Below are 20,709 nucleotides of genomic sequence, written 5' to 3'. Positions count from 1 at the left end.
GCGCTATAACGGATCGATCTGCATCCGTCTTGCCAATTCTCTGATGTGCCTTGGACGTTTTGCAGGGTCCGCCTGACGGCGATCCAGCTCGCCCAGTACAAACCGCGTGACATGGGGAAGCGGCAGGGTTTCGGCTTCTGCGCGCGTGACCCAGCGGATATCAATCAGCTCGTCGGTCTCGCGTTTGACCCTGCCCGCGACAGCGCTTTCGGCATCGGCCTGAAAGAACCAGGCATCGAACCGGCGGACCCGGCCCGGAGGCGTTATCGCGCGCGCAATCACGCGCAAGGCGGACGCGTCCGGCTGGATGTTGGATTTGCGGAACGGGGCCCAGTTGCGATGCCGGGACGAGACCTTGCCTTCACTTCCGACCAGATAACCGGCTTCCTCGGCGGTCTCGCGAATGGCGGCTGCTGCGGCCGCCCGCGCGCGCCGCTCGGTCAGGACCCGGCACATGCAGTCCAGATCCTCGCCCTCGAACATGCCGGCCAGCGGCGCATAGCTGTCAGCACGATCGACGCGCCCGCCCGGGAAGACGTATTGCTCGGGCATGAAGACGTGTCGGGTCGAGCGCTTGCCCATCAGGATTTCCTGGCCGCGCGCTGACTGCCGGGTTAGGATCAGGGTGCCTGCCAGTTTTGGCCGCAGGGCTTTGCCTTTCGGCGCCGTCATCTGCGGCGCCCCTTTTTTCGGGGCTGGCGTTTGAAGGAGGATTGCGGCCGTCCCCCTTGAGGCTTGCCACGGCCGCGCGGAGACTGGCGCGGACCTTTTTCCGGCGGCGTCAGCATATCGAACAGCAGACCTCCGGTGACGGGCGTGGCTTCATCCAGCCGCACCGTCACGGAGCGACCGAGCCGGTACATATCGCGGGAATACTGGCCAATCAGCGCATGAAGGGCTTCATCATGATGAAAACGTTCATCGCCGAGGCGGCTGATCGGGACGAGCCCGTCCGCGCCTGTTTCATGCAGCCTTACAAAGAGACCAAAGCGGGTGACGCCGGTAATCCGGCCTTCAAATTCGTTGCCGACACGTTCGGCAAGATAGAGCGCGATATACCGGTCCGTGGCATCGCGCTCTGCGGCCATTGATCGGCGTTCCAGCGCGGTAATGTCCTCGGCGATGGCTTCCAGCTGGCTGGCCTCGCCTTCAGTCTGGCCGTCCTTGCCGAGCTTGCAGCCCCGGATCAGGGCGCGGTGAACGGTCAGGTCCGCATATCGGCGGATGGGAGAGGTGAAATGCGCATATTTACGCAGATTGAGCCCGTAGTGTCCGGGGTTCTCCGTCGAATAGACGGCTTGCGACTGAGAGCGCAGAACCACCTCGTTGACGGTTTCATAATGTTCGCCGCCTTTGGCCTGCTCCAACAGACGGTTGAAGCGGTCCGGGCGGGGGGGCTCGCCGCGCGACCATTTCATATCAATGGTTTGCAGAAAGTCGGCCAGCGCATCCATTTTCTCGAGGCTGGGTGGTTCGTGCGCCCGGTAGATCAAAGGCCGGCCTTTTTGCTCCAGCGTTTCTGCCGCGCAGACATTCGCCTGGATCATGCATTCTTCGATCAGCTTGTGGGCATCAAAGCGCTCACGCGTCTCGATCTCCTTTATCTTGCCGTCTTCACCAATCCGGACGCGGCGTTCCGGGGCGTCGATTTCGAGCGCACCGCGGCGCTTGCGCGCCGCAGCTAGCGCCCTGTAAGCGCCCCAGAGTGGCTTCAGCACGTTTTCGAGGAGGGGCTCACCCTTCGGGCTGCTGCGCCCGTCAATGGCGTCCTGTGCCTCGCCATAGGCGAGCTTGGCGGCGGAGCGCATCCATCCTCGGATAAAGGTGTGCCCGCGCTTGTTGCCATCCTTGTCGAAGATCATGCGCACCGCGAGGCAGGGGCGCTCCTCTTTCTCCCGCAAAGAGCACAAATCGTTCGACAGCCGTTCGGGCAACATCGGGACGACACGGTCTGGCAAATAGGTGGAATTGCCGCGGCGCAGGGCACCCTGGTCCAGCGCCGAGCCTGATGTCACATAGGCGGATACGTCCGCAATCGCGACGAGAACAATCCATCCGCCTTCATTCTTCGGGTCGGTGTCCGGAGCCGCCCAGACGGCATCGTCATGGTCGCGCGCGTCTTCCGGGTCGATTGTAATCAGCGGCGTATCGCGCAGGTCCGTGCGATCACCCATTGTGACGGGTTTCAGCTTTTCGACTTCAGCGAGCTCTTCATCCTTGAAACCGGTTTCGATCCCGTGCGAGTGGAGGGCGATCAGACTGCCCGCGCCGGGCGAATTCACATCGCCAACGACCTCCTCGATAATGCCGCTTTTCAAGCCATGATGATGTTCGCGGCCGATCCGGCAGATAACGAGATCGCCATCCTTTGCCTTGGCCGCTTCGCCCTTGGCCGGAACCAGTTCATGGCGGCTGCGGCGATCCACGGGCTTGAGGCGGGGCGCACCCTTGCCCTTGGACAGAACACACAGGATTTTATGCGCACTTTGTCCGAGCTTGCGGATCAGACGGGCTTCGTAGCTGCCGTCCCCCTCTGGCTCGATGCGGACAAGCGCGCGATCACCTATGCCAAGTGCGCTGCTGCCCGCCCCGCCGGCACCTTCGCCGGGTGCGAGGCGGATCAGGGGCGGATCATCGCGGGATTTTTCGGGGCGGGCCAGCAGTTCGCCATCTGTGTCCCGGTCATGAATGACAACCACCATGACGCTGGGCAGGGCTTCGGTAAGAGCAAAACCGCTTCGGCCTTCCTTCCGGATCACGCCTTCATCGAGCATTTCCCGGAGCGCGAATTTGAGGGCAATCTTGTCGTCGCCCTTCAGCCGCAAGGCGCGGACAATTTCGCGTTTGCCAAACTCGCCGCGGCCCAGCCGAATGGCTTCAATCAGCGCTTCGCGCGTGAATCCGGATGGGTCGGATTTGTTTTTGCCACTCACGCTTTCTTCGGTGCCGCCTTTTTCTTTGCCGGAGCCTTCTTTTTGGCGGCCGGTTTTTTCTTGGCCGGGGCCTTTTTGCGAGCCGGTTTCTTGCCGCCCTTGGCTTCTTTTTCTGCCACCAGCTTCATCGCTGTTTCCAGATCGATTGTTTCCGGATCGGTACCTTTCGGCAGTGTGGCGTTGATTTTCTTGTACTTGATGTAGGGGCCATAACGGCCGCTCATCACGCGAACCGGCTCACCCTCATGCTCACCCAGCTCCTTCAGGGCTTGCGGTGCGCCGCGCGTGGCCTTTTTCTCGGCCAGAACCGTTACCGCGCGATTGAGGCCGATTTCAAAGACTTCTTCGATATTGGGCAGGTTTGCATAGAGGCGGCCATGCTTCACAAAAGGTCCGTAGCGGCCCAGTCCGGCTTCGATGATCTCGCCATCTTCCGGGTGCGCGCCCACAGTGCGCGGGAGTGACAGAAGCTTCAGCGCCTTTTCCAGATCGAGTTCGTCTTTCGACCAGCCTTTCGGGATGGAGGAACGCTTGGGCTTTTCCTCCCCTGGCAAAGCCAGTTCGACATAGGGGCCAAAGCGACCGTCCTTCAGATAAACGGTTTCTCCGCTGGCCGGATCCTCACCGAGCGCGCCATCGCCCTCGGCCATGCCGTTGTCTTCCGTTGCGCCAAGGGGGCGGGTGAATTTGCAGTCCGGGTAATTGTCGCAGCCGAGGAAGGCACCGAATTTGCCCAACCGAATCGACAGCCGTCCCTTGTTGCAGGACGGGCAAAGACGCGGATCCGAACCGTCTTCCTTTTCCGGGAAGATGTGGGGCGCCAATGCTTCGTTGAGCGCTTCCAGTACCTCGCCGATGCGCAAATCACCGATTTTTTCGACATCGCCGGAGAAGCCCGTCCAGAAATCGCGGAGCAAAGCCTTCCAGTCGAGATCGCCGCGCGACACGCGGTCGAGTTGGTCTTCGAGACTGGCGGTAAAATCATATTCGACATAGCGCTCGAAGAATTTTTCGAGGAAGGCGGTGACTACGCGGCCCTTGTCTTCGGGAATGAAGCGGTTCTTGTCCATGCGGACATATTCCCGCTCTCGCAGAACAGACAGGGTGGAGGCATAGGTCGACGGGCGGCCAATGCCGAGCTCTTCCAGCCGTTTGACCAGAGACGCTTCGGTGTAGCGCGGTGGCGGCTGGGTGAAGTGCTGGTCTGCGTGGGTCTTTTTCGCTTCCGCAGCGGCACCGCTGGAGACTTTGGGTAGCCGGGTTTCGCCTTCCTCGTCTTCATCATCGCGGCCTTCCTGATACAGGGTCAGGAAGCCGTCAAACAACAAGACCGAACCGGTCGCTCTGAGCGCCAGCGTCTTGTTGCTGTCCTGGATGTCGATCGTGGTGCGCTCGAAACGGGCGCTTTCCATCTGACTGGCGACCGCGCGCTTCCAGATGAGTTCGTACAGGCGGCGCTGATCCTCATCGAGGTGCAAATCTTCCGGTGCCCGCGAAAAACTTGTCGGGCGGATCGCCTCGTGCGCTTCCTGGGCATTGCGCTGCTTGGACTTGTAGATACGCGGCGAAGAGGGGGAATAGAGGCTGCCATAGCGGCTGCTGATCACGTCGCGAACCTGAGAAATGGCTTCGGGCGCCATATCGACGCCGTCCGTCCGCATATAGGTGATGAGGCCTACGGTCTCGCCGCCAATATTAACGCCCTCATAGAGCTTTTGCGCTGTTCGCATGGTGCGTTGCGCATTGAAGCCAAGCTTACGCGAGGCTTCCTGCTGCAGGGTCGATGTCGTGAATGGTGGTCCGGGATTTCGCTTGGCCGGTTTGGCTTCCACGGCTCCGATTGTCAGGTCAGCGGCCTTGATGGCTTCGGCTGCCGCAGTCGCCATGGCGCGATCCTTGATCGACAGTTTGCCCAGCTTCTGGCCGTCGAACTGGACCATCCTTGCACGGAAGGGCTGGCTGCCGCCGGAGACCATATCCGCATCTACGGTCCAGTATTCTTCAGAGCGGAATTTTTCGATTTCCAGTTCGCGATCACAAACAATGCGCAGTGCCACCGATTGCACGCGACCGGCGGACCGCGCGCCGGGCAGTTTGCGCCAGAGCACGGGCGACAAGGTGAAGCCCACCAGATAATCCAGCGCCCGCCGCGCGAGATAGGCTTCCACCAATTCCATATCCACGGCACGGGGATGCTTCATGGCCTCCAGAATGGCCGTCTTGGTAATGGCGTTGAACGCCACGCGCTGGACTTCGACATCTTTCAGGACGCGGCGCTTGGTCAGCGCCTCCAGCAAGTGCCATGAAATGGCTTCGCCTTCGCGATCCGGGTCAGTCGCCAGAACGAGGCGATCCGCGCCTTTGACAGCATCCGCTATGGCCTTGACGCGTTTTTGGGATTGCGCATCAACTTCCCACGTCATTTCGAAATCTTCGTCGGGTTTTACGGACCCGTCCTTTGCAGGCAAATCGCGGACATGACCGAAGCTGGCAAAGACCTGAAAGTCTTTTCCCAGATACTTTTCGATGGTTTTGGCTTTGGCAGGCGATTCGACGACAACGACGTTCATTCAATAACTTCCGGATAATTCTGGCCGGGAAAAAAGCCCGGTAAATGGCGGCGGAAACTGATGTAGCCTAACAGGCGTGTCAACACACCACTCCTGCTTGCAATTATAAGTCGCTTACGTAATGTATTCACCTTATGCGCGAGCGGGGGAGTTCATGGATATTCAAACAGCCGGTGAGATCGAGACCATACTGCCGGAACAGGCGGCTGACTTTGTTGCTGAAATGTTGGGAGAGCTGGCGGCGCTTTCGCGGCAGGCAGGTCTTGAGCGATCAAGTGACCTCATAAAGTCGGCCATTCCACTTCTGGCGCTGGAATCCGAACGGCATCAATCCGGGTCATCCTGAAGCGCCATCTGGACGAGACCGCCGGGCAGAACACTTGCGCGGCCTGCGAGTTCCAGTTCGATCAATACGCTATGGACTTCGCCGGCGCTGGCACCTGACTGCCTCACGAGCTCATCTATAGAGACCGGTGAGGGCGACAGAAGCTCCGCGATACGGGTCCGGACCGTGGCATCAGCTTCGTCATCTGTGTCCGCCATATAGTCTGGCGTGTCGGATTCGGCGGCGACGGGCCGTTTGGCCTGACGTAAAATGTCGAGGATATCATCAGCGCTCTCGATCAACGCCGCGCCATCGCGGATCAGCTTATTGGTGCCTTTGGCTCGCGGATCCAGAGGCGATCCCGGTGTCGCCATGACTTCGCGGCCCTGTTCGGCCGCCAGACGCGCCGTAATCAACGACCCGGATCGCATGGCCGCTTCGATGACGACCGTTCCGAGCGACAGACCCGATATCAGCCGGTTGCGACGCGGAAAATCGCGCGCCGTCGGCACGGCGCCGAGCGGAGATTCCGTGACCAGCAATCCTTGTTGTGCGATCGCCTGATGGAGGTCGGCATGTTCCGGCGGGTAAATATGGTCCAGTCCGCTGGCGAGGACGGCAATCGTGCCGGTGTCCAGGGCACCCGTGTGGGCGGCGCCGTCAATGCCGCGTGCCAGCCCGGATACGATGGTGATACCTGCCTGACCGAGCTCTCTTGCAACATCGCGCGCAAAGCGGATGCCGATCGCAGAGGAATTGCGGGAGCCGACAATGGCGCAGCACGGGGCCGCATCCGGATCGAGTCTGCCTTGCACACTGATCACCGGTGGCGGCGGATCCAGAACCGCCAGCAAGTCCGGGTATTCCGGCTCACACGCCATCAGAATGCGTGCGCCGAAGTTGTCAGTGGCAGCAAGCTCTGCCTCGGCCTCTTCGCGGCTGACGATTTTCAGGGCGTTGATGCGGCCGCCTTTCGCGGCGAGGGCGGGGAGGGCTTCGAGTGCGTCACCGGCATTGCCATAACGGGCGATCAATTTTGCAAACGCAACGGGTCCGACTTGTGGCGTGCGCGCCAGCCGCAGCCAGTCGACGCGCTCGGCGTGGGTCAGTTCCTGCCGGATCACGCCTTCTTTGCGCCGATTGAAGGTTCATCACCGGCGAGCAGTCGGGAAATATTGGCGCGGTGCCGCCAGTAGATAAGGATGGCGAGAAAGATGCACAGCACAGCAACGCCGGGCCGGTCAAAGGCATAGGCAATCAGCGGCGCTGCCGCTGCGGCTACGAGGGCGCTGAGCGAGGAAATACGCAGCATCAGCGCCATGCCGATCCATGTCAGTGCTGCGAGCAAACCGACCGGCCAGGCGACGGCAAACAGGGTGCCGTAGAATGTGGCGACACCCTTGCCGCCCTTGAAACCGAGCCAGACCGGGAAGCAGTGACCGAGAAAGGCCGCCCCGCCGGCGACGAGACCAGCGGTCGTGCCGAACAGGAATGTGAAGAGGAGGGCGGCCATACCGGCCTTGGCCGCGTCCAGAACAAGCGTCGCGGCGGCCAGATCTTTCCGGCCGGTCCGCAAGACGTTGGTGGCGCCGATATTCTTCGAGCCGATCTCGCGGATATCGCCGAGCCCCGCCATCCGCGTCAGGACCAGACCAAAAGGGATGGATCCGAACAGATAACCGCCCGTGGCGGCCAGTATTGTTGAAATGATTTCCCAGCCTGACATATCGCGTCACCCCTTCAGGTTGTATACAATGCCCCCATCGACCATGGTCATCAAGACCCGGCCCTGAAAGCGCCTGTTTTGCCAGGCTGAATTTCGCCGCGCGGACGCACTGTTTCTTGTGTCGAAGACCCAGGGCGCGTCACCATCAATCAAGACCAGATCGGCCGGCGCGCCTGCTTCGAGGCGGCCCTGGGGCAGGCCCAGCAATTCCGCCGGACCGCTGGTCAGGGGACGCAAGGCGGAGACCAGATCCAGCTCTTCCTCGTGAACCAGTCCGAGCATGGCCGCGAGCAGGGTTTCGATGGAGATGGAGCCGGTGGCTGCGTCTGCGAAAGGCTGGGCCTTCTGATCCAGATCCATTGGGCGGTGATCGGACACCACCGCGTCGATGAGACCAGCTTCAATCGCCGCGACCAGTGCCCGGCGGTCGTCTTCGCTGCGAAGCGGTGGTGTCAGGCGGTAAGCCGGATCGAGCCCGTCGGCATCCACAGCGTTGAGTGTGAGATTGGCAATGGCCACCGTCGCGGAGATTTCAATACCGCGCTTTCGGGCGCGGGAGATGGCTTCGACGCCATCGCGGGTGGAGACACGGTCAATCATCAAACGCGCACCGGTCAGCTCTGCAAGTGAAGCGTCGCGATCAATCGCCATGCGTTCGGAAACGGTGGGCTCGACGTTCAGACCAAAGCGGGCTGCGGCTTCGCTTTCCGTCGCGACCGTCTGCCGGGACAGACCCGCGTCACGCGGCGGGCTCGCCACCCAGAGCTCGAATCCGGAAGCGTAGCTGAGAACATTCCGAAGCGTGGCCGTGTCGGCAACGGGATCGTCGCCCTGAGACACCATGGCGGCGCCGCTCGTCGCCATGAGGCCGAGTTCGGACAAGGCGTCGCCGCGCAGACCAAGCGTGGCACCGGCGCAAATCAGCGTTCGAACCGGCAGGGGAAGGGTCGCAGATCGAAGCCCCATGACGGTTTCAGGATGATCGATGGGCATTTGCCGTGTTGGCGAAATCACAATGGTTCCGACCCCGCTTGCAACCGCAGCGCGCGCGAGGCTGTCGAGCGTTTCGCCGCCGGGCGTGAAAGCCGGTTCGATGGCGGCCCGCAGATCAATCAGCGCCGGGGCGAGAATAGCGCCGTTGGCATCAATGATGTTATCATCGTCCTGTGCGATGCCGTCACCGATATCGGCAATCAGGCCGTTTTCAACGCGCAGGCTGGCCAACTCGTCACGGCCGGTTGCGGGGTCGACGATACGGGCATTGCGGATGGTGATCGCCGTCATTGTCCGGGCCTCGCATTCTTGCGGGCGCGCTGTCCCAGTTGTTCGAGTACGGCCATGCGAATGGCGACACCGGCCTCGACCTGATCGAGGATCAGGCTGCGCTCGTCATCATCGGCCAGCGTGCTCTCTATCTCGACATTGCGGTTCATGGGGCCGGGATGCATGACAACACAGTCGGGGTTGGCAAACTCGAGCCGCCGGGCAGTGACGCCCCAGAAATGGTAATATTCGCGAGACGACGGGATCAGGGCGCCTGACATCCGTTCCTTTTGCAGGCGCAGCGTGATGACCGCATCGCAGCCATCGAGCGCATCATCCAGATCATGGAAAATTTCGGCACCCCAACGGTCGACATCTGTCGGCAGCAGGGTTGGCGGGGCGCAGAGGCGAATTTCCGCGCCGAGCAGATTGAGCATGCCGACATCTGACCGGGCGACGCGGCTGTGCAGAATGTCGCCGACAATCAACACCCGCTTGCCGCCAACATCGCCAATCCGCCGGGACAGAGCAAAGAGGTCCAGCAGGCCCTGTGTCGGGTGCGAATGCATGCCGTCACCGGCATTGATCGTGGCGATGCCGGTTTCGCGGTGGATGAAGTCGGCTGCGCCGGACGTGTTATGGCGCACGACGATCAGATCCGGGTGCATGGCCGCCAGTGTGCGGGCTGTATCGGCGAGAGTCTCGCCTTTCTTGGTGGAAGAATTGGCAGCGGAGAAATTGACGACGTCCGCGCCCAGCCGTTTGCCGGCGAGTTCGAAGGAGGCCAGCGTGCGCGTCGACGGCTCGAAAAACAGATTGATCTGGGTCAGGCCCTTGAGCGCATCGTGCTTTTTGTCGGGGGACTGATTGATGGCGAGCCAGTGCTCCGCGCGTTCAAACAGAATCTGGATATCCAGAGGATTGAGGTCATCGACCGTGATCAGACGGTCATGAGGAAAGTCATAACTGAAGTCAGCGCGACCCATGTGAATTCCCAGCTGATTTCGGGCGGTATAGGGTGAGACTCGATCAACGGCAAGTCATTGACCTGACTGCCATGAAAATCAAGGGTTTGGAATCCGCGCCTTTGGCAGATTTCGGGAGAGAGATTATGCTCACAATACTGGCTGCAGCGCTTCAGGCGGCTTCACCTGCCCGGTGCACCGTTGAGCTGGTTGTCCTGGGCGTGTCGCAAGACGGCGGCGTTCCACAGGTCAATGTTCAGGCCGACCCTGCCTGGGAAGATGAAAGTCTGCGGCGGCGGGTGGTCTCGCTGGGCATCGTGGATCATGAAGCGGGCGAACGTTTCATTTTTGAAGCGACGCCGGATTTTCGTGAGCAGATGCACGATTTGAACGCGCTTGCGGGCACAGAGGGCGCGCCTGACGGTGTCTTTCTGACCCATGCGCATATCGGCCATTATACGGGCCTGATGTTCCTCGGCTTTGAATCGATGAGCGCATCTGACGTGCCGGTTCATACCCTGCCAATCATGGCGGAATTTCTGTCGACCAATGGTCCGTGGGACCAGCTGGCCGGATACGGGAATATCGATTTGCAGGTCATGACGGCGGGGCAGCCGGTGGAGTTGACGCCGCGCCTCGCGGTATCGGCCTGGGATGTGCCGCACCGCCGCGAGTATGCCGAGACCGCCGGGTTTCGAATTCAGGGGCCCGAACTCTCCGTGGTCTTCATTCCGGATATCGATAGCTGGGAGGAATGGGCGGATCAGGGAATTCGCATCGAGGACGTCGTTATGGAAGACGACCTCATCTATATTGATGCGACTTTTTTCGACAACAATGAGCTGCCCGGCCGGGATATGAGCGCGATTCCGCATCCGCGCGTTACCGAAACCATGGATCTGTTCCAGGATTATCCCGACGATATCCGCCAGCGTATCCGCTTCATCCACTACAATCACACCAATCCGATCCGGTATGAGGACAGTGCGGAAACGCAGGAAGTGCTGGATCGTGGATATCGCATCGCCCGCGAGGGCGAGCGGCTTTGCTTATAAGTTCCGTAATTCCGTCATCCTCCGATTTAATCGGAGGATCTCAGAGGTCCTCCGGTCCCCCGCTTTCGCGAGGGCAGGCAAGCCGGAGGAAGACGCATTTTTGTCAACCGATCTGCGTGGCAATCCAGACGGCAACCGGCAGCGTCACGAAGGACAAGAGCGTTGTCGCGGTCACATCTCCGGCGGAAAGGCGGCGATCGCCGCCAAGCTGCTGCGCCAGCACATAGGCCGACGCGGCGCCCGGCGAGGCGCCGACGAGGACAACGATGGCCAGCGCTTCGCCGCGGACACCCAGAGCCCAGGCGATCCCGCCGAAAACCAGCGGGGCAATGATCAGCTTGTTGAAGGCGGTCAGGGCGAGGAGGCCCCGCCGGGCATTGAGCGCGGTAAAATCCAGTCCCGCGCCGACGGCCAGGAGAATGAGCGGCAGCGCTGCGCGTCCCATGAGAGCGAGCACATCCGCGATCGGTCCGGTCTGAAACAGGTTCAGTAGATTGGCGATCGCGCCGGCGATGCACCCGAGGATAAGCGGGTTGGAGATGATCCGCCAGAGAACAGCCTTGATGTCCGGCGTTTTCTCGTGTGCGCCCCAGACCGTCAGCACGGTCACGGCCATGACGTTCACGACAGGAATGGTGGCCACCATGATGAGCGAGACGAGCACTTCGCCATCCAGTCCGTAAGACAAGGTAGCGAGGGCCAGAATCACGAGGCCGTTCCAGCGCACAGATCCCTGGAAGACACTGGTAAAGGCGGGGCCATCGGTCTTGATCAGCGGCTTCAGCGCGATCACGAGCCCGCCCATGGATAGGAAACCGAGCACGGCGGCCAGAATGGCGGGTGCAACGGTGATATTCTGGAAGTCGGCGCGGGAAATGACCGAGAAAAGCAGTGCCGGTGAGAGACCGACATAGGCGAGGCGTGAAACCGCCGGCCACATTTCCGAGGGCATCAGATTGGACCGGCGCAGACCCCAGCCTACGCCGATCACTGCGAAAATCGGCAAAAGGGCGCCCAGAATGACCGTCATGCTGTCAGAGCTCCGATGGCGTCTTCAAGAATCACGGCGGCAGCGTGGGCGTCGATCACTCTTTCAATCTCCTCGCGGCGTTTGCCGGCCGCCCGCAAGCGGTCTTCGGCCTTGTCGGAGGATAATCGTTCATCCTGAAAGCGGATCGGCAAATCACGAAGGCGTTTCAGATTATTGCCGAGCGCGCGCGCAGACTGGGCCCTCGGGCCGATGGAGCCATCCATATTGATGGGCAGGCCGATGACCAGACCGACACAGGAAAACTCGTCAAACAGCTCGAAGACACGCATGGCATCGGCGGTAAATTTTGTTCGGCGAATGGTTTCGACCGGTGTGATCACCGTGCGGTCGCCGTTGCAGACCGCCACGCCGATGGTCTTTTCGCCCGGATCAAGGGCGAGGAGGGGGCCGGTTGGCGGCAGATCGGGCGTATCATTCATTTTTCTTGGGTGCGCTTGTGGCGGTTTTCAGTCAAGCTTTCTTGCGCTGCAGCATAGGCGTTGCTAGTCAGAAGCCGATCTGGATGAACTCCACGAAAGAGGGCGATTTTCATGTCCGTCACAGAAGACGATGTCCGCCGCATTGCGCGGCTGGCCCGCATTGCCGAACCCAGCGACCGCCTGGCGACCCTGACCGGCGAGTTGAACGGCATTCTCGACTGGATCGAGCAACTCAACGAGGTCGATGTCGACGGCGTTGAACCGATGACCACGCCGGTGAAATTTCCGCTGCCACAGCGCGAGGATGTCGTCTCTGACGGTGGCATCCGCGACAAGGTGCTGGCGAATGCGCCAAGCTCTGAAGAGGGCTTCTTCGTCGTGCCCAAGAGCGTGGAATAGTGGCGATAACCGTCAAGCCGGCTGATCCGCTCAGCACCGAAGCGCGCGAGCTTATCGCAGCGCTCGATGCCGGCTTGTCGGGCCATTATGATGCGGAGAATAATTTTCCGCTCCTGCCCGAAGAACTTCTCAGTGATGACATTGATTTCTTCATGGCCGAAACCGGTTCCGGGAAAAAGGTCGGCACGATCGCGCTGCGCCGCTATCCGGATTATGCCGAGATCAAGCGCATGTTCGTGACGCCGTCAGCACGTGGCCAGGGCATTGCCCGGCAATTGCTGGAGACCGCGCACGAGTGCGCCCGCGCAAAGGGGTATGACCGTGTGCGGCTTGAGACCGGATCGCTGCAGCATGCCGCCATAGCGCTGTATGAATCCGCCGGATATGTGCGCCGCCCCGCCTTTGGCGATTATCCGCCGGAGAGCGACCAGAATATCTATTTCGAACTTGCTATCCCCGTTAAAGAGGCCGTCGGGTCATGACTGATTTTCTTTCCCTTTCGCTTGCGGATATCACCGCAAAACTGAAAGCCCGCGAACTGTCCGCGACGGACGTTGCGACAGCGGCGCTGGATGCGGCTGAAGCCTCGCAGGGCGCGTTGAATGCCTTCACGGTGTTTGACCGCGACAAGACGCTGGCCATGGCCAAGGCGTCCGATGAGCGCCTGGCAAAGGGCGAAGGCGGTCTGATCGAAGGCGCCCCCATCGCGGTAAAAGACTTGTTCGCGGTTGAAGGCGTCTCGACGACGGCCTGTTCGCACATACTCGATGGCTTCAAGCCGCCCTATGAATCGACCGTTACGTCGAAGCTGTGGGCGGAAGGCGGCGTCTTCCTCGGTAAGACCAATATGGACGAGTTCGCCATGGGGTCGTCAAACGAGACGTCCTATTATGGCAATGTCATCAATCCATGGCGGGCCAAGGGGTCCGAGGCCAAACTGACACCTGGCGGTTCGTCCGGGGGCTCCGCGACAGCGGTCGCGGCCGATCTCTGCTTTGGTGCAACCGGCACCGATACGGGTGGCTCTATCCGTCAGCCGGCGGCGTTTACCGGTACGGTCGGCGTAAAAGCGACCTACGGTCGGGCCTCCCGCTGGGGCGCTGTGGCGTTTGCCTCTTCGCTGGATCATCCGGGCCCGTTTGCCAAGACGGTCAAGGATGCGGCCATCCTGATGCAGGCCATGTCCGGCCATGATCCGAAAGAATCGACCTCACTGCCGCTGGACGTGCCGGATTTCGTGGCCGCTGCGGCCGCGTCGGTGAAAGGCAAGCGCATTGGTGTGCCGAAGGAATACCGCATGGACGGTATGCCAGCGGAGATCGAGACGCTGTGGCAACAGGGCGTGGACTGGCTGAAGGCCGCCGGTTGCGAAATTGTCGATGTCTCCCTGCCGCATACGAAATATGCGCTGCCGACCTATTACATCATCAATCCGGCCGAAGCCTCGTCCAACCTCGCGCGCTATGACGGCATGCGCTATGGCCTGCGGGTGGAAGGGCAGGACCTGACCGAGACGTACGAAAAATCACGCGCTGAAGGCTTTGGCCATGAAGTCCAGCGCCGGATCCTGATGGGCACCTATGTGCTGTCAGCCGGCTATTATGACGCCTATTATCTCAAGGCCCTGAAAGTCCGCCGTCGTATTCTGGAAGACTTCGACAAGGTGTTCGAGACCTGCGATGCGCTGCTGACGCCATCCACACCGTCCGGGGCCTTCGAACTGGGATCAAAGTCGGGCGATCCGATTTCCATGTATCTCAATGACATTTTCACGGTGACGGCCAATATCGCCGGGGTGCCGGCCATGTCGGTTCCGGCCGGGCTGGACGCGTCCGGCCTGCCGCTGGGACTGCAAGTGATCACGCCGGCGCTGGATGAAGAGACCCTGTTCTCGGTCGGCGCTGCTCTGGAAGATGCGGCCGCCTTCAGCCACAAGCCGGGGAAGTGGTGGTGAGCCCACACCCCGTCCTTCGTTTTACCGGCCCGGCCTTGCTGATCGGTGCCGCGGCAACGCTGTTTGGCGCGCTTTTGATCACGGATGCCGTGACATTGCCGAATGGCCTGCTGATCGGGATTATCAGCCTCTGCCTCGGCATTGGACTGGTGATTTTCGGAATAATGACACGCGCAGCCTGGCGCATTGTTGTGGCTGCGAACACGGATACACCTCCGGCTCAAACTGAGGAACAGGAATGAGCGACCATAGTTATGTATTGCAAGGTGCCACGGGCGATTGGGAACTTGTCATCGGGATGGAGGTGCACGCGCAGGTGGCCTCCAACGCCAAGCTCTTCTCCGGGCGTCCACCCGATTTGGTGCCGAGCCCAATTCCAACGTCGCCTTTGTCGATGCCGCCATGCCCGGCATGCTGCCGGTGATCAACCAATTCTGTGTTGAACAAGCGGTGCGCACCGGGCTTGGCCTCAAGGCCCAGATCAACCTCTGGTCGGCCTTCGACCGCAAGAACTATTTCTATCCCGACCTGCCGCAGGGCTACCAGATCAGCCAGCTTTATCATCCGCTGGTGGGTGAGGGTGAAATCCTTGTGGATATGGAGCCGGGCATCGCCCGCAAGGTCCGGATCGAGCGTATCCACATGGAACAGGACGCCGGTAAATCCATCCACGACATGGACCCGAACATGTCTTTCGTGGACCTGAACCGCACCGGCGTCTGCCTGATGGAGATCGTCAGTCGCCCCGACATTCGTGGCCCCGAGGAGGCCGCGGCCTGCGTGAAGAAGCTGCGCCAGATCCTGCGCTACCGGGCACCTGCGACGGCAACATGCAGAACGGCAACCTGCGCGCCGACGTCAACGTCTCGGTCTGCCGTCCGGGACAGTATGAGAAATACATGGAAACGCAGGATTTCAAACATCTCGGCACCCGCTGCGAGATCAAGAACATGAACTCCATGCGTTTCATCCAGATGGCGATTGATTACGAGCGCGCCGCCAGATCGATTTGGTGGAAGAGGGTGGCACAGTGCAGCAACAGACCCGGCTGTTCGATGCCAATAAGGGCGTGACGCGGTCGATGCGGTCCAAGGAAGAAGCGCACGATTACCGCTACTTCCCGTGGCCCGACCTGTTGCCACTGGAAATCCCGCAAGCCCGGATCGACGAGATCAAGGCCGAATTGCCCGAATTACCGGCTGACAAGCGCAAGCGCTTTGTCAGCGAGATGGGGCTGTCGGAGTATGACGCATCGGTTCTGGCCGCCGACAAGGACCGCGCCGATTATTTCGAGGCCGTCGCCGATGGCCGGGACGCGAAGATTGCTGCCAACTGGGTGAATAATGAATTGTTCGGCCGTCTCAACCGCGAAGGCATGGGCATTACAGACAGCCCGGTTTCGGCGGAGCAACTGGGCCAGCTCGTGGAGTTGATCTCGACCGACGTTATCTCCGGCAAGATCGGCAAGGACGTGTTCGAAATCCTGTGGGATGAGGGCGGATATCCGGCCGAAATCGTCGAGAAACGCGGGCTGAAACAGGTCACCGATACCGGCGCGATTGAAGCGGTGGTCGATCAGCTGATTGCCGACAATCCCGATCAGGTGGCCTCGATAGAGAAAAATCCGCGTGCGCTGGGCTGGTTTGTCGGACAGGTCATGAAAGCCATGCAGGGCAAAGCCAATCCCAAGGCGGTGAACGAGATTTTGAAGGCGAAGCTGGGGCTCTGATCACCTCTTCCCTTCTGCTTGCCTGACCGCCAATATGGCGCCATGGGGCGAACCATATTGATCTATGCGGGCCTGCTGGCCGTTAGCGTCTTTGCGCTGGAATGGGTGCAGTACCAGTTTCTCGCCCGCCGGTTCGGGCTGGAAATCATGTTCATGATCATTGCCGTCGCCTTTGCTGCGCTGGGCGCATGGGTCGGGATTATCCTCTCATGCCGGAAGCCCGTCAAAGGCTTCGAGGTCAATGTCGCGGCCCAGACATCTCTGGGCATTACGCGGCGGGAGCTGGAAGTCTTGCAGGCGCTCTGTAGTGGCGGTTCGAACAAGGACATTGCGCAAAAACTGGGCCTGTCTCCCAATACGGTGAAAAGCCACATCGCCAGCCTGTTTTCGAAACTCGAGGTCTCCGGCCGCGTGTCAGCGATCGAGAAAGCGCGTTTTCTCTCGCTCGTGCCGTAATGACTGGAAAAACGTTTGATGATGTCGATTCCACCCGTTCGGGTGATGCGCACGGCGTGAATTCGTGGCTGATACCGGATATCTGAAACGATCCGGAAGGGGATGAGACATGTTGAGATATGGATTGATTTTCGGCGCCATCGGCGGTGTGTTCATTGGCGGGGCCATGCTCGTTGGCTTCACGCTTCTGGCGCAACAGGGCAGCGCCGGATCGCAAATGGTCGGCTATCTGACCATGCTGGTCGGGCTGTCGATGGTCTTTGTGGCGATCAAGCGCTACCGCGATCAAGAAAAGGGCGGGGTCATCAAATTCCTGCCGGCCTTCTGGCTGGGTGTGCAGGTCTCGATCGTGGCCGGCGCCATCTATGTCGCGGCGTGGGAGGTTTTCTTCGCCTCCAATGGCGATGCCTGGATGAGCGATTACCTGGAGGCGCAGATTGCCTTGCGCGAGGCCAACGGTGCCAGCGAGGCGGAGCTGGCGGCTTTCGTCGAGGAAAGTCAGGCCATGGCCGCGCTATATTCCAACTGGTGGTTCCGGATCCCGCTTACTTTCACCGAAATTCTGCCGGTCGGGCTGCTGGTGTCGCTGATTTCCGCGGCCATTCTGCGCAATCCGAAAGTCTTGCCAAAGCGCGCAGTTTAAGCCTAACGCATTATATATACGAATATTTTTATGGATCCTGGAGTCGGTTTTCCGGCTTCAGGGGGTTGAAGTCTGCGTCGATAGCGCCACGTCAAAGCGTGAAAGGAGTTTTGATGATGGAACAGAAAATCGAAAAAACCGAAGCCCGGCAGGGCGAGCGGAAGCGCTGGCAGGAGCATACGCTGGTGATATCACTCCTTGCTGCCGTGGTTATTCTCGGTGCCGGATATCTGGTTTTTGCGGCCATTAGCTGACGGAATAACCCTTTGAAAAATGGGGTTCATTAACTTGATTTCGCTCCTTGAACGGGATGAGGAAAACACCATTTCCCCGTAATAAAATCCAAAAAGGAGCCTCCCCATGATCAAGAAAACCAAAGAGTCCGCGCGCCGCCTCCGCAAGGGACAAAGCTGGAAAGACAACGGACTGGCCCTGACGCTGGTCGGTGCTGGTTCCTCCTTGAGCCTTGGTCTGCTGATCTGGTCGACGACGCTCTAGCTTTTTTTTTGCTCGAGCGGTTCTTCCAGTGTCCCGGACAGAAGCATGTTGCGATCTGCAAGGCGAATTGCCCGCTCCATGTCATTTTTTGATAGCGACCGATTTTTCCGCCATTGATTTGGCGACCAGCTGATCGCGATGATCGCTGCTGAAGCCATGTTCTGACGCTTTCGAGTATCGCGTCATGGACGGGCTGTTGATCGCTGCTAGATTTTGTTCGTCACCGGTCGGGGGGATGTTCAAATCAGGCGAATTTCCTTGAGGCGCTCCAGAAGATAGTCCTGAGCTGTGATCGGCTGAGGATAGCGGTCCGGGTTTTCGGCGCTGACGCAATTTTTTAGTGAGCGGATTTCATAGTCCGGCCGGAAGTGCAGGAAGAAGGGCAGGGAATAGCGTGCGAATCTCTGGCGTTCCGGCGCCGGATTCACAACCCTGTGCGTTGTCGACGGCAACACATTATTGGTCAGCCGCTGCAGCATATCGCCGACATTGATCACGAGGCAGCCGGCGGGGGGGTTGACGTCGATCCAGTCGCCGCTGCGCCGGTCAATGACCTGGAGCCCGGCTTCTTCAGCGCCGAGCAAGAGCGTGATGACGTTGATATCCTCATGAGCGGCTGCCCGAATGGATCCTTCGGGCAGTGCACTTTCCTGCGCCGGATAGTGCAATAGTCTCAGGATGGAGTTTCCGTCCTCGACGGTGCCGTCGAAAAAGGTCTCTTGCAGGCCGAGATCGCGGGCGACAGCGCGCAAGAGGCGATTGCCCAGCTGGTCCAGCGCGTCAAACAGCCGCGTCACGGCGTGCCAGCCGTCCACTTCGGCCGGTGTGATGTTGTCGGGCATGATTTTCCGGAACGGATGTCCGACCGGAAGGTCGCGGCCGACATGCCAGAATTCCTTCAGATCGATCTGTGCCACGCCTTTGGCTGCTTCGCGTCCAAAAGGCGTATAGCCGCGCTGACCGCCGCCGCCGTCTTTATAATACTTGTTCTTGATCTCGGTTGGCAGGGCGAAGAAGGCCTTGGCCTTGTTCAGCGCCTGATCGATGAGGGACTGATCCAGACCGTGGTCGGAAATGACGGCAAATCCGAAACGCCGGAATTCCTCGCCCAGTTCGGCGGCAAAAACATCCGGGTTCGTATCGTCCAGTGTGAGCGATACCGGGGGAATTATCTGGTCGGTCATGCGGCACCTGAAATCGTTTGCGTTGTCATACCCTGTGAACAAAGCAACGCAAGACCCGGCTGACGATGGAACGGATTGCCGCATCCGGCAAAATTCGCGGATCGAAAGGTTTTGGCGATCTCTCCTAACGAAAGCGGGCGGTCTGGTAAGGAGTCCGATGGGTGATTCAGACCGGATTCAGACCCCTTAACCGATATCAAGAATCCCTAACGGAAATAAACCAAATAAATCGATTAACCCTGATTTTTCTTAACCTTATAGCAAACCCCTGAGGTGATTCTCCTGATTGTCCGAGGCCAGAAGGCTCAGGGCATTGGGTGGAACGCTCTCATAGCTAATCCGGCATCAAGCCGGGCATGAGGGCCAGATAACGGGGGCCAAAATGGCTTTCACTGATGTGGAAACGGCGCAAGCGCACGACGTGGTCAACACGGATCCGACGGGCGAAGATCTCTGCAAGCTCGGACTTCTCTATTCAACCGGCCAGGGCGGCACGGTGGATTATGTCGAAGCCCACAAATGGTTCAATCTCGCGACCCTGATGGGCTGTGATGCTGCAAAATACTATCGTCAGGAAATCTCTGACCAGATGGACACGATGCAGATCTCGGCTGCTCAGCGTGCGGCTCGCAACTGGTTGGCCACTCGCCACTAGGCTGATTTCTCTAATTGTTGATCGCATCCGCAATGGCGAATGAAAACGCCTGATCGAGCGGCAGGATACCGTAGACATATTGTTCGACGAACAATGTGACTTCGGCGACGGTCGAGCGCGGCACGAAGACAATGTCATATCGTTGCAGCGGGAAGGGGTCGGCCTGTCCGTCGCCGCGAAGGGCCCGGTGCAAATTCACGGTGCGCATCATCAGCCCGTCGCCGCCGGGCGCGCGTCTGAGTATGACGACATCGCCACGCGCTGCCGAGTCGCGAAAGCCGCCTGCCAGCATAATGGCTTCGAGCGCTCCGATACGCGACGGCATTTCAAACATGCCCGGCGTCGCGACCTGGCCCCCGACAATAATGTTTTGCGGTGCGAAGCTGGTGGCAGTGACTTCTACAATCGGATTGCGCAGCATGGACGTATAGGCGTCGGCAATCGAGCTTGCCGCCTCGGAATCCGTTCTGCCGGCCACCATCACACGACCCGCGAGCGGCAGATTGACCCGGCCATCCGGCCCGACGGTGACGGTCCGGTTCAATTCGCTCGCCGTATGGACCGTGACATCGATCGCATCGCCCGGATAGAGGCGGAATGCCGGGTCCGCCGACCGCCACTCGACGAATTCAAGACTGCTCCAGCTTGTCGGTGCGACGGAACCTTCCGGCCGCGCGCCTGAATAGCTCCAGTAGTCCGGCTCGCGATCGCCGCCAAAGGGCGATGTGACAGCATTTGTGACCGTTCGGGCGGTGCCACACCCTGCCAGACAAAAGGCCAGTATCAGAACGGAAGTGCGCATGGGCGGAGTCTCGCTTGAAGAATTCTTACCTGAACAACAACCTTTCGCGGTTCGGATAATGAAAAATTAAACCGGGCAGCGT

The 20,709-nt window shown here is 60.0% G+C and carries 22 protein-coding genes and 1 pseudogene; 12 read left to right on the top strand and 11 right to left on the bottom strand.

The genetic code is table 11. The features are described from left to right. Positions 1 to 3: 3 nt before the first annotated feature. The 3 genes from HXX25_RS05790 to topA are packed head-to-tail and all read right to left on the bottom strand — an operon-like array spanning position 4 to position 5,503. A complete protein-coding gene (locus HXX25_RS05790; RefSeq protein ID WP_187167548.1) occupies positions 4 to 672 on the bottom strand; it encodes an NUDIX domain-containing protein in 669 nt (222 codons plus the stop codon). Beyond that, positions 669 to 2,933, bottom strand: a complete 2,265-nt coding sequence (gene rnr, locus HXX25_RS05785; protein WP_187167547.1) for a ribonuclease R — start codon at positions 2,931 to 2,933, stop codon at positions 669 to 671. Before rnr ends, HXX25_RS05790 begins: the two co-directional genes overlap by 4 nt. Further along, a complete protein-coding gene (topA, locus tag HXX25_RS05780) occupies positions 2,930 to 5,503 on the bottom strand; it encodes a type I DNA topoisomerase (protein WP_187167546.1) in 2,574 nt (857 codons plus the stop codon). The genes rnr and topA overlap by 4 nt, the downstream gene beginning before the upstream one ends. Before the next feature lie 154 nt (positions 5,504 to 5,657). Here topA and HXX25_RS05775 point away from each other — a divergent pair, with 154 nt between their 5' ends. Further along, entirely contained in the window at positions 5,658 to 5,849 is a 192-nt protein-coding gene (locus HXX25_RS05775) for a hypothetical protein (protein ID WP_187167545.1), read from the top strand. Here HXX25_RS05775 and dprA read toward each other — a convergent pair. Genes dprA through HXX25_RS05755 form a run of 4 tightly spaced genes read right to left on the bottom strand, consistent with a single transcriptional unit; the run spans position 5,831 to position 9,803 of the window. After that, a complete protein-coding gene (gene dprA, locus HXX25_RS05770; RefSeq protein ID WP_187167544.1) occupies positions 5,831 to 6,952 on the bottom strand; it encodes a DNA-processing protein DprA in 1,122 nt (373 codons plus the stop codon). The genes HXX25_RS05775 and dprA overlap by 19 nt on opposite strands. Further along, positions 6,949 to 7,554, bottom strand: a complete 606-nt coding sequence (plsY, locus tag HXX25_RS05765; protein WP_187167543.1) for a glycerol-3-phosphate 1-O-acyltransferase PlsY — start codon at positions 7,552 to 7,554, stop codon at positions 6,949 to 6,951. Before plsY ends, dprA begins: the two co-directional genes overlap by 4 nt. Before the next feature lie 6 nt (positions 7,555 to 7,560). Further along, the gene (locus tag HXX25_RS05760) at positions 7,561 to 8,838 is read right to left on the bottom strand and encodes a dihydroorotase family protein (protein ID WP_187167542.1); all 1,278 of its coding nucleotides are present in this window, start codon (positions 8,836 to 8,838) and stop codon (positions 7,561 to 7,563) included. After that, a complete protein-coding gene (locus HXX25_RS05755; protein ID WP_187167541.1) occupies positions 8,835 to 9,803 on the bottom strand; it encodes an aspartate carbamoyltransferase catalytic subunit in 969 nt (322 codons plus the stop codon). The genes HXX25_RS05760 and HXX25_RS05755 overlap by 4 nt, the downstream gene beginning before the upstream one ends. A gap of 125 nt (positions 9,804 to 9,928) precedes the next feature. On the opposite strand from HXX25_RS05755, the gene HXX25_RS05750 reads away from it, so the two are divergent. Then, complete coding sequence (locus tag HXX25_RS05750; RefSeq protein WP_233346914.1) at positions 9,929 to 10,837, top strand: MBL fold metallo-hydrolase; 909 nt, start codon at positions 9,929 to 9,931, stop codon at positions 10,835 to 10,837. A 103-nt stretch (positions 10,838 to 10,940) separates the two neighbouring features. Here HXX25_RS05750 and HXX25_RS05745 read toward each other — a convergent pair whose 3' ends face one another. Then, positions 10,941 to 11,867: an AEC family transporter gene (locus HXX25_RS05745; RefSeq protein ID WP_187167540.1), complete on the bottom strand. Its 927-nt coding sequence runs from the start codon at positions 11,865 to 11,867 to the stop codon at positions 10,941 to 10,943. Next, positions 11,864 to 12,307, bottom strand: a complete 444-nt coding sequence (gene ruvX, locus HXX25_RS05740; RefSeq protein WP_187167539.1) for a Holliday junction resolvase RuvX — start codon at positions 12,305 to 12,307, stop codon at positions 11,864 to 11,866. Before ruvX ends, HXX25_RS05745 begins: the two co-directional genes overlap by 4 nt. A gap of 111 nt (positions 12,308 to 12,418) precedes the next feature. Here ruvX and gatC point away from each other — a divergent pair, with 111 nt between their 5' ends. The 9 genes and pseudogenes from gatC to HXX25_RS05695 all read left to right on the top strand — a co-directional run bounded on the left by gatC (position 12,419) and on the right by HXX25_RS05695 (position 17,986). After that, positions 12,419 to 12,706 carry an Asp-tRNA(Asn)/Glu-tRNA(Gln) amidotransferase subunit GatC gene (gene gatC / locus HXX25_RS05735; RefSeq protein ID WP_187167538.1) on the top strand — a complete coding sequence of 96 codons (288 nt, stop codon included), beginning with the start codon at positions 12,419 to 12,421 and terminating at the stop codon, positions 12,704 to 12,706. Beyond that, complete coding sequence (locus HXX25_RS05730) at positions 12,706 to 13,188, top strand: GNAT family N-acetyltransferase (RefSeq protein ID WP_187167537.1); 483 nt, start codon at positions 12,706 to 12,708, stop codon at positions 13,186 to 13,188. Before gatC ends, HXX25_RS05730 begins: the two co-directional genes overlap by 1 nt. After that, complete coding sequence (gatA, locus tag HXX25_RS05725) at positions 13,185 to 14,660, top strand: Asp-tRNA(Asn)/Glu-tRNA(Gln) amidotransferase subunit GatA (RefSeq protein WP_187167536.1); 1,476 nt, start codon at positions 13,185 to 13,187, stop codon at positions 14,658 to 14,660. The genes HXX25_RS05730 and gatA overlap by 4 nt, the downstream gene beginning before the upstream one ends. After that, a complete protein-coding gene (locus HXX25_RS05720; protein WP_187167535.1) occupies positions 14,657 to 14,902 on the top strand; it encodes a hypothetical protein in 246 nt (81 codons plus the stop codon). Before gatA ends, HXX25_RS05720 begins: the two co-directional genes overlap by 4 nt. Continuing rightward, a pseudogene (gene gatB / locus HXX25_RS14255) lies at positions 14,899 to 16,389 on the top strand (Asp-tRNA(Asn)/Glu-tRNA(Gln) amidotransferase subunit GatB). Before HXX25_RS05720 ends, gatB begins: the two are co-directional and overlap by 4 nt. Before the next feature lie 42 nt (positions 16,390 to 16,431). Then, on the top strand, positions 16,432 to 16,845 hold the full coding sequence (locus tag HXX25_RS05710) for a LuxR C-terminal-related transcriptional regulator (RefSeq protein ID WP_187167534.1): 414 nt from the start codon (positions 16,432 to 16,434) through the stop codon (positions 16,843 to 16,845). Positions 16,846 to 16,954: 109 nt separating this feature from the next. Then, a complete protein-coding gene (locus HXX25_RS05705) occupies positions 16,955 to 17,488 on the top strand; it encodes a DUF4199 domain-containing protein (RefSeq protein ID WP_187167533.1) in 534 nt (177 codons plus the stop codon). A 113-nt stretch (positions 17,489 to 17,601) separates the two neighbouring features. Continuing rightward, on the top strand, positions 17,602 to 17,742 hold the full coding sequence (locus tag HXX25_RS05700) for a hypothetical protein (protein ID WP_187167532.1): 141 nt from the start codon (positions 17,602 to 17,604) through the stop codon (positions 17,740 to 17,742). Positions 17,743 to 17,848: 106 nt separating this feature from the next. Beyond that, positions 17,849 to 17,986: a hypothetical protein gene (locus HXX25_RS05695; protein ID WP_187167531.1), complete on the top strand. Its 138-nt coding sequence runs from the start codon at positions 17,849 to 17,851 to the stop codon at positions 17,984 to 17,986. Positions 17,987 to 18,225: 239 nt separating this feature from the next. Here the strand turns inward: HXX25_RS05695 and HXX25_RS05690 are convergent, their stop codons facing one another. Then, entirely contained in the window at positions 18,226 to 19,170 is a 945-nt protein-coding gene (locus tag HXX25_RS05690) for an isopenicillin N synthase family oxygenase (protein ID WP_187167530.1), read from the bottom strand. 382 nt (positions 19,171 to 19,552) lie between these two features. On the opposite strand from HXX25_RS05690, the gene HXX25_RS05685 reads away from it, so the two are divergent. Beyond that, positions 19,553 to 19,825 carry an SEL1-like repeat protein gene (locus tag HXX25_RS05685; protein WP_187167529.1) on the top strand — a complete coding sequence of 91 codons (273 nt, stop codon included), beginning with the start codon at positions 19,553 to 19,555 and terminating at the stop codon, positions 19,823 to 19,825. A 10-nt stretch (positions 19,826 to 19,835) separates the two neighbouring features. On the opposite strand, the gene HXX25_RS05680 is transcribed toward HXX25_RS05685, so the two are convergent. Beyond that, entirely contained in the window at positions 19,836 to 20,627 is a 792-nt protein-coding gene (locus HXX25_RS05680; protein WP_187167528.1) for a polysaccharide biosynthesis/export family protein, read from the bottom strand. Positions 20,628 to 20,709: the final 82 nt, after the last annotated feature.

It is taken from the genome of Hyphobacterium sp. CCMP332 (assembly GCF_014323565.1).
In the GTDB taxonomy this organism is placed as follows: Bacteria; Pseudomonadota; Alphaproteobacteria; order Caulobacterales; family Maricaulaceae; genus Hyphobacterium.
The sequence above is the reverse complement of the archived record's forward strand: the minus strand, read 5'-3'. Positions and strand labels throughout refer to the sequence as shown.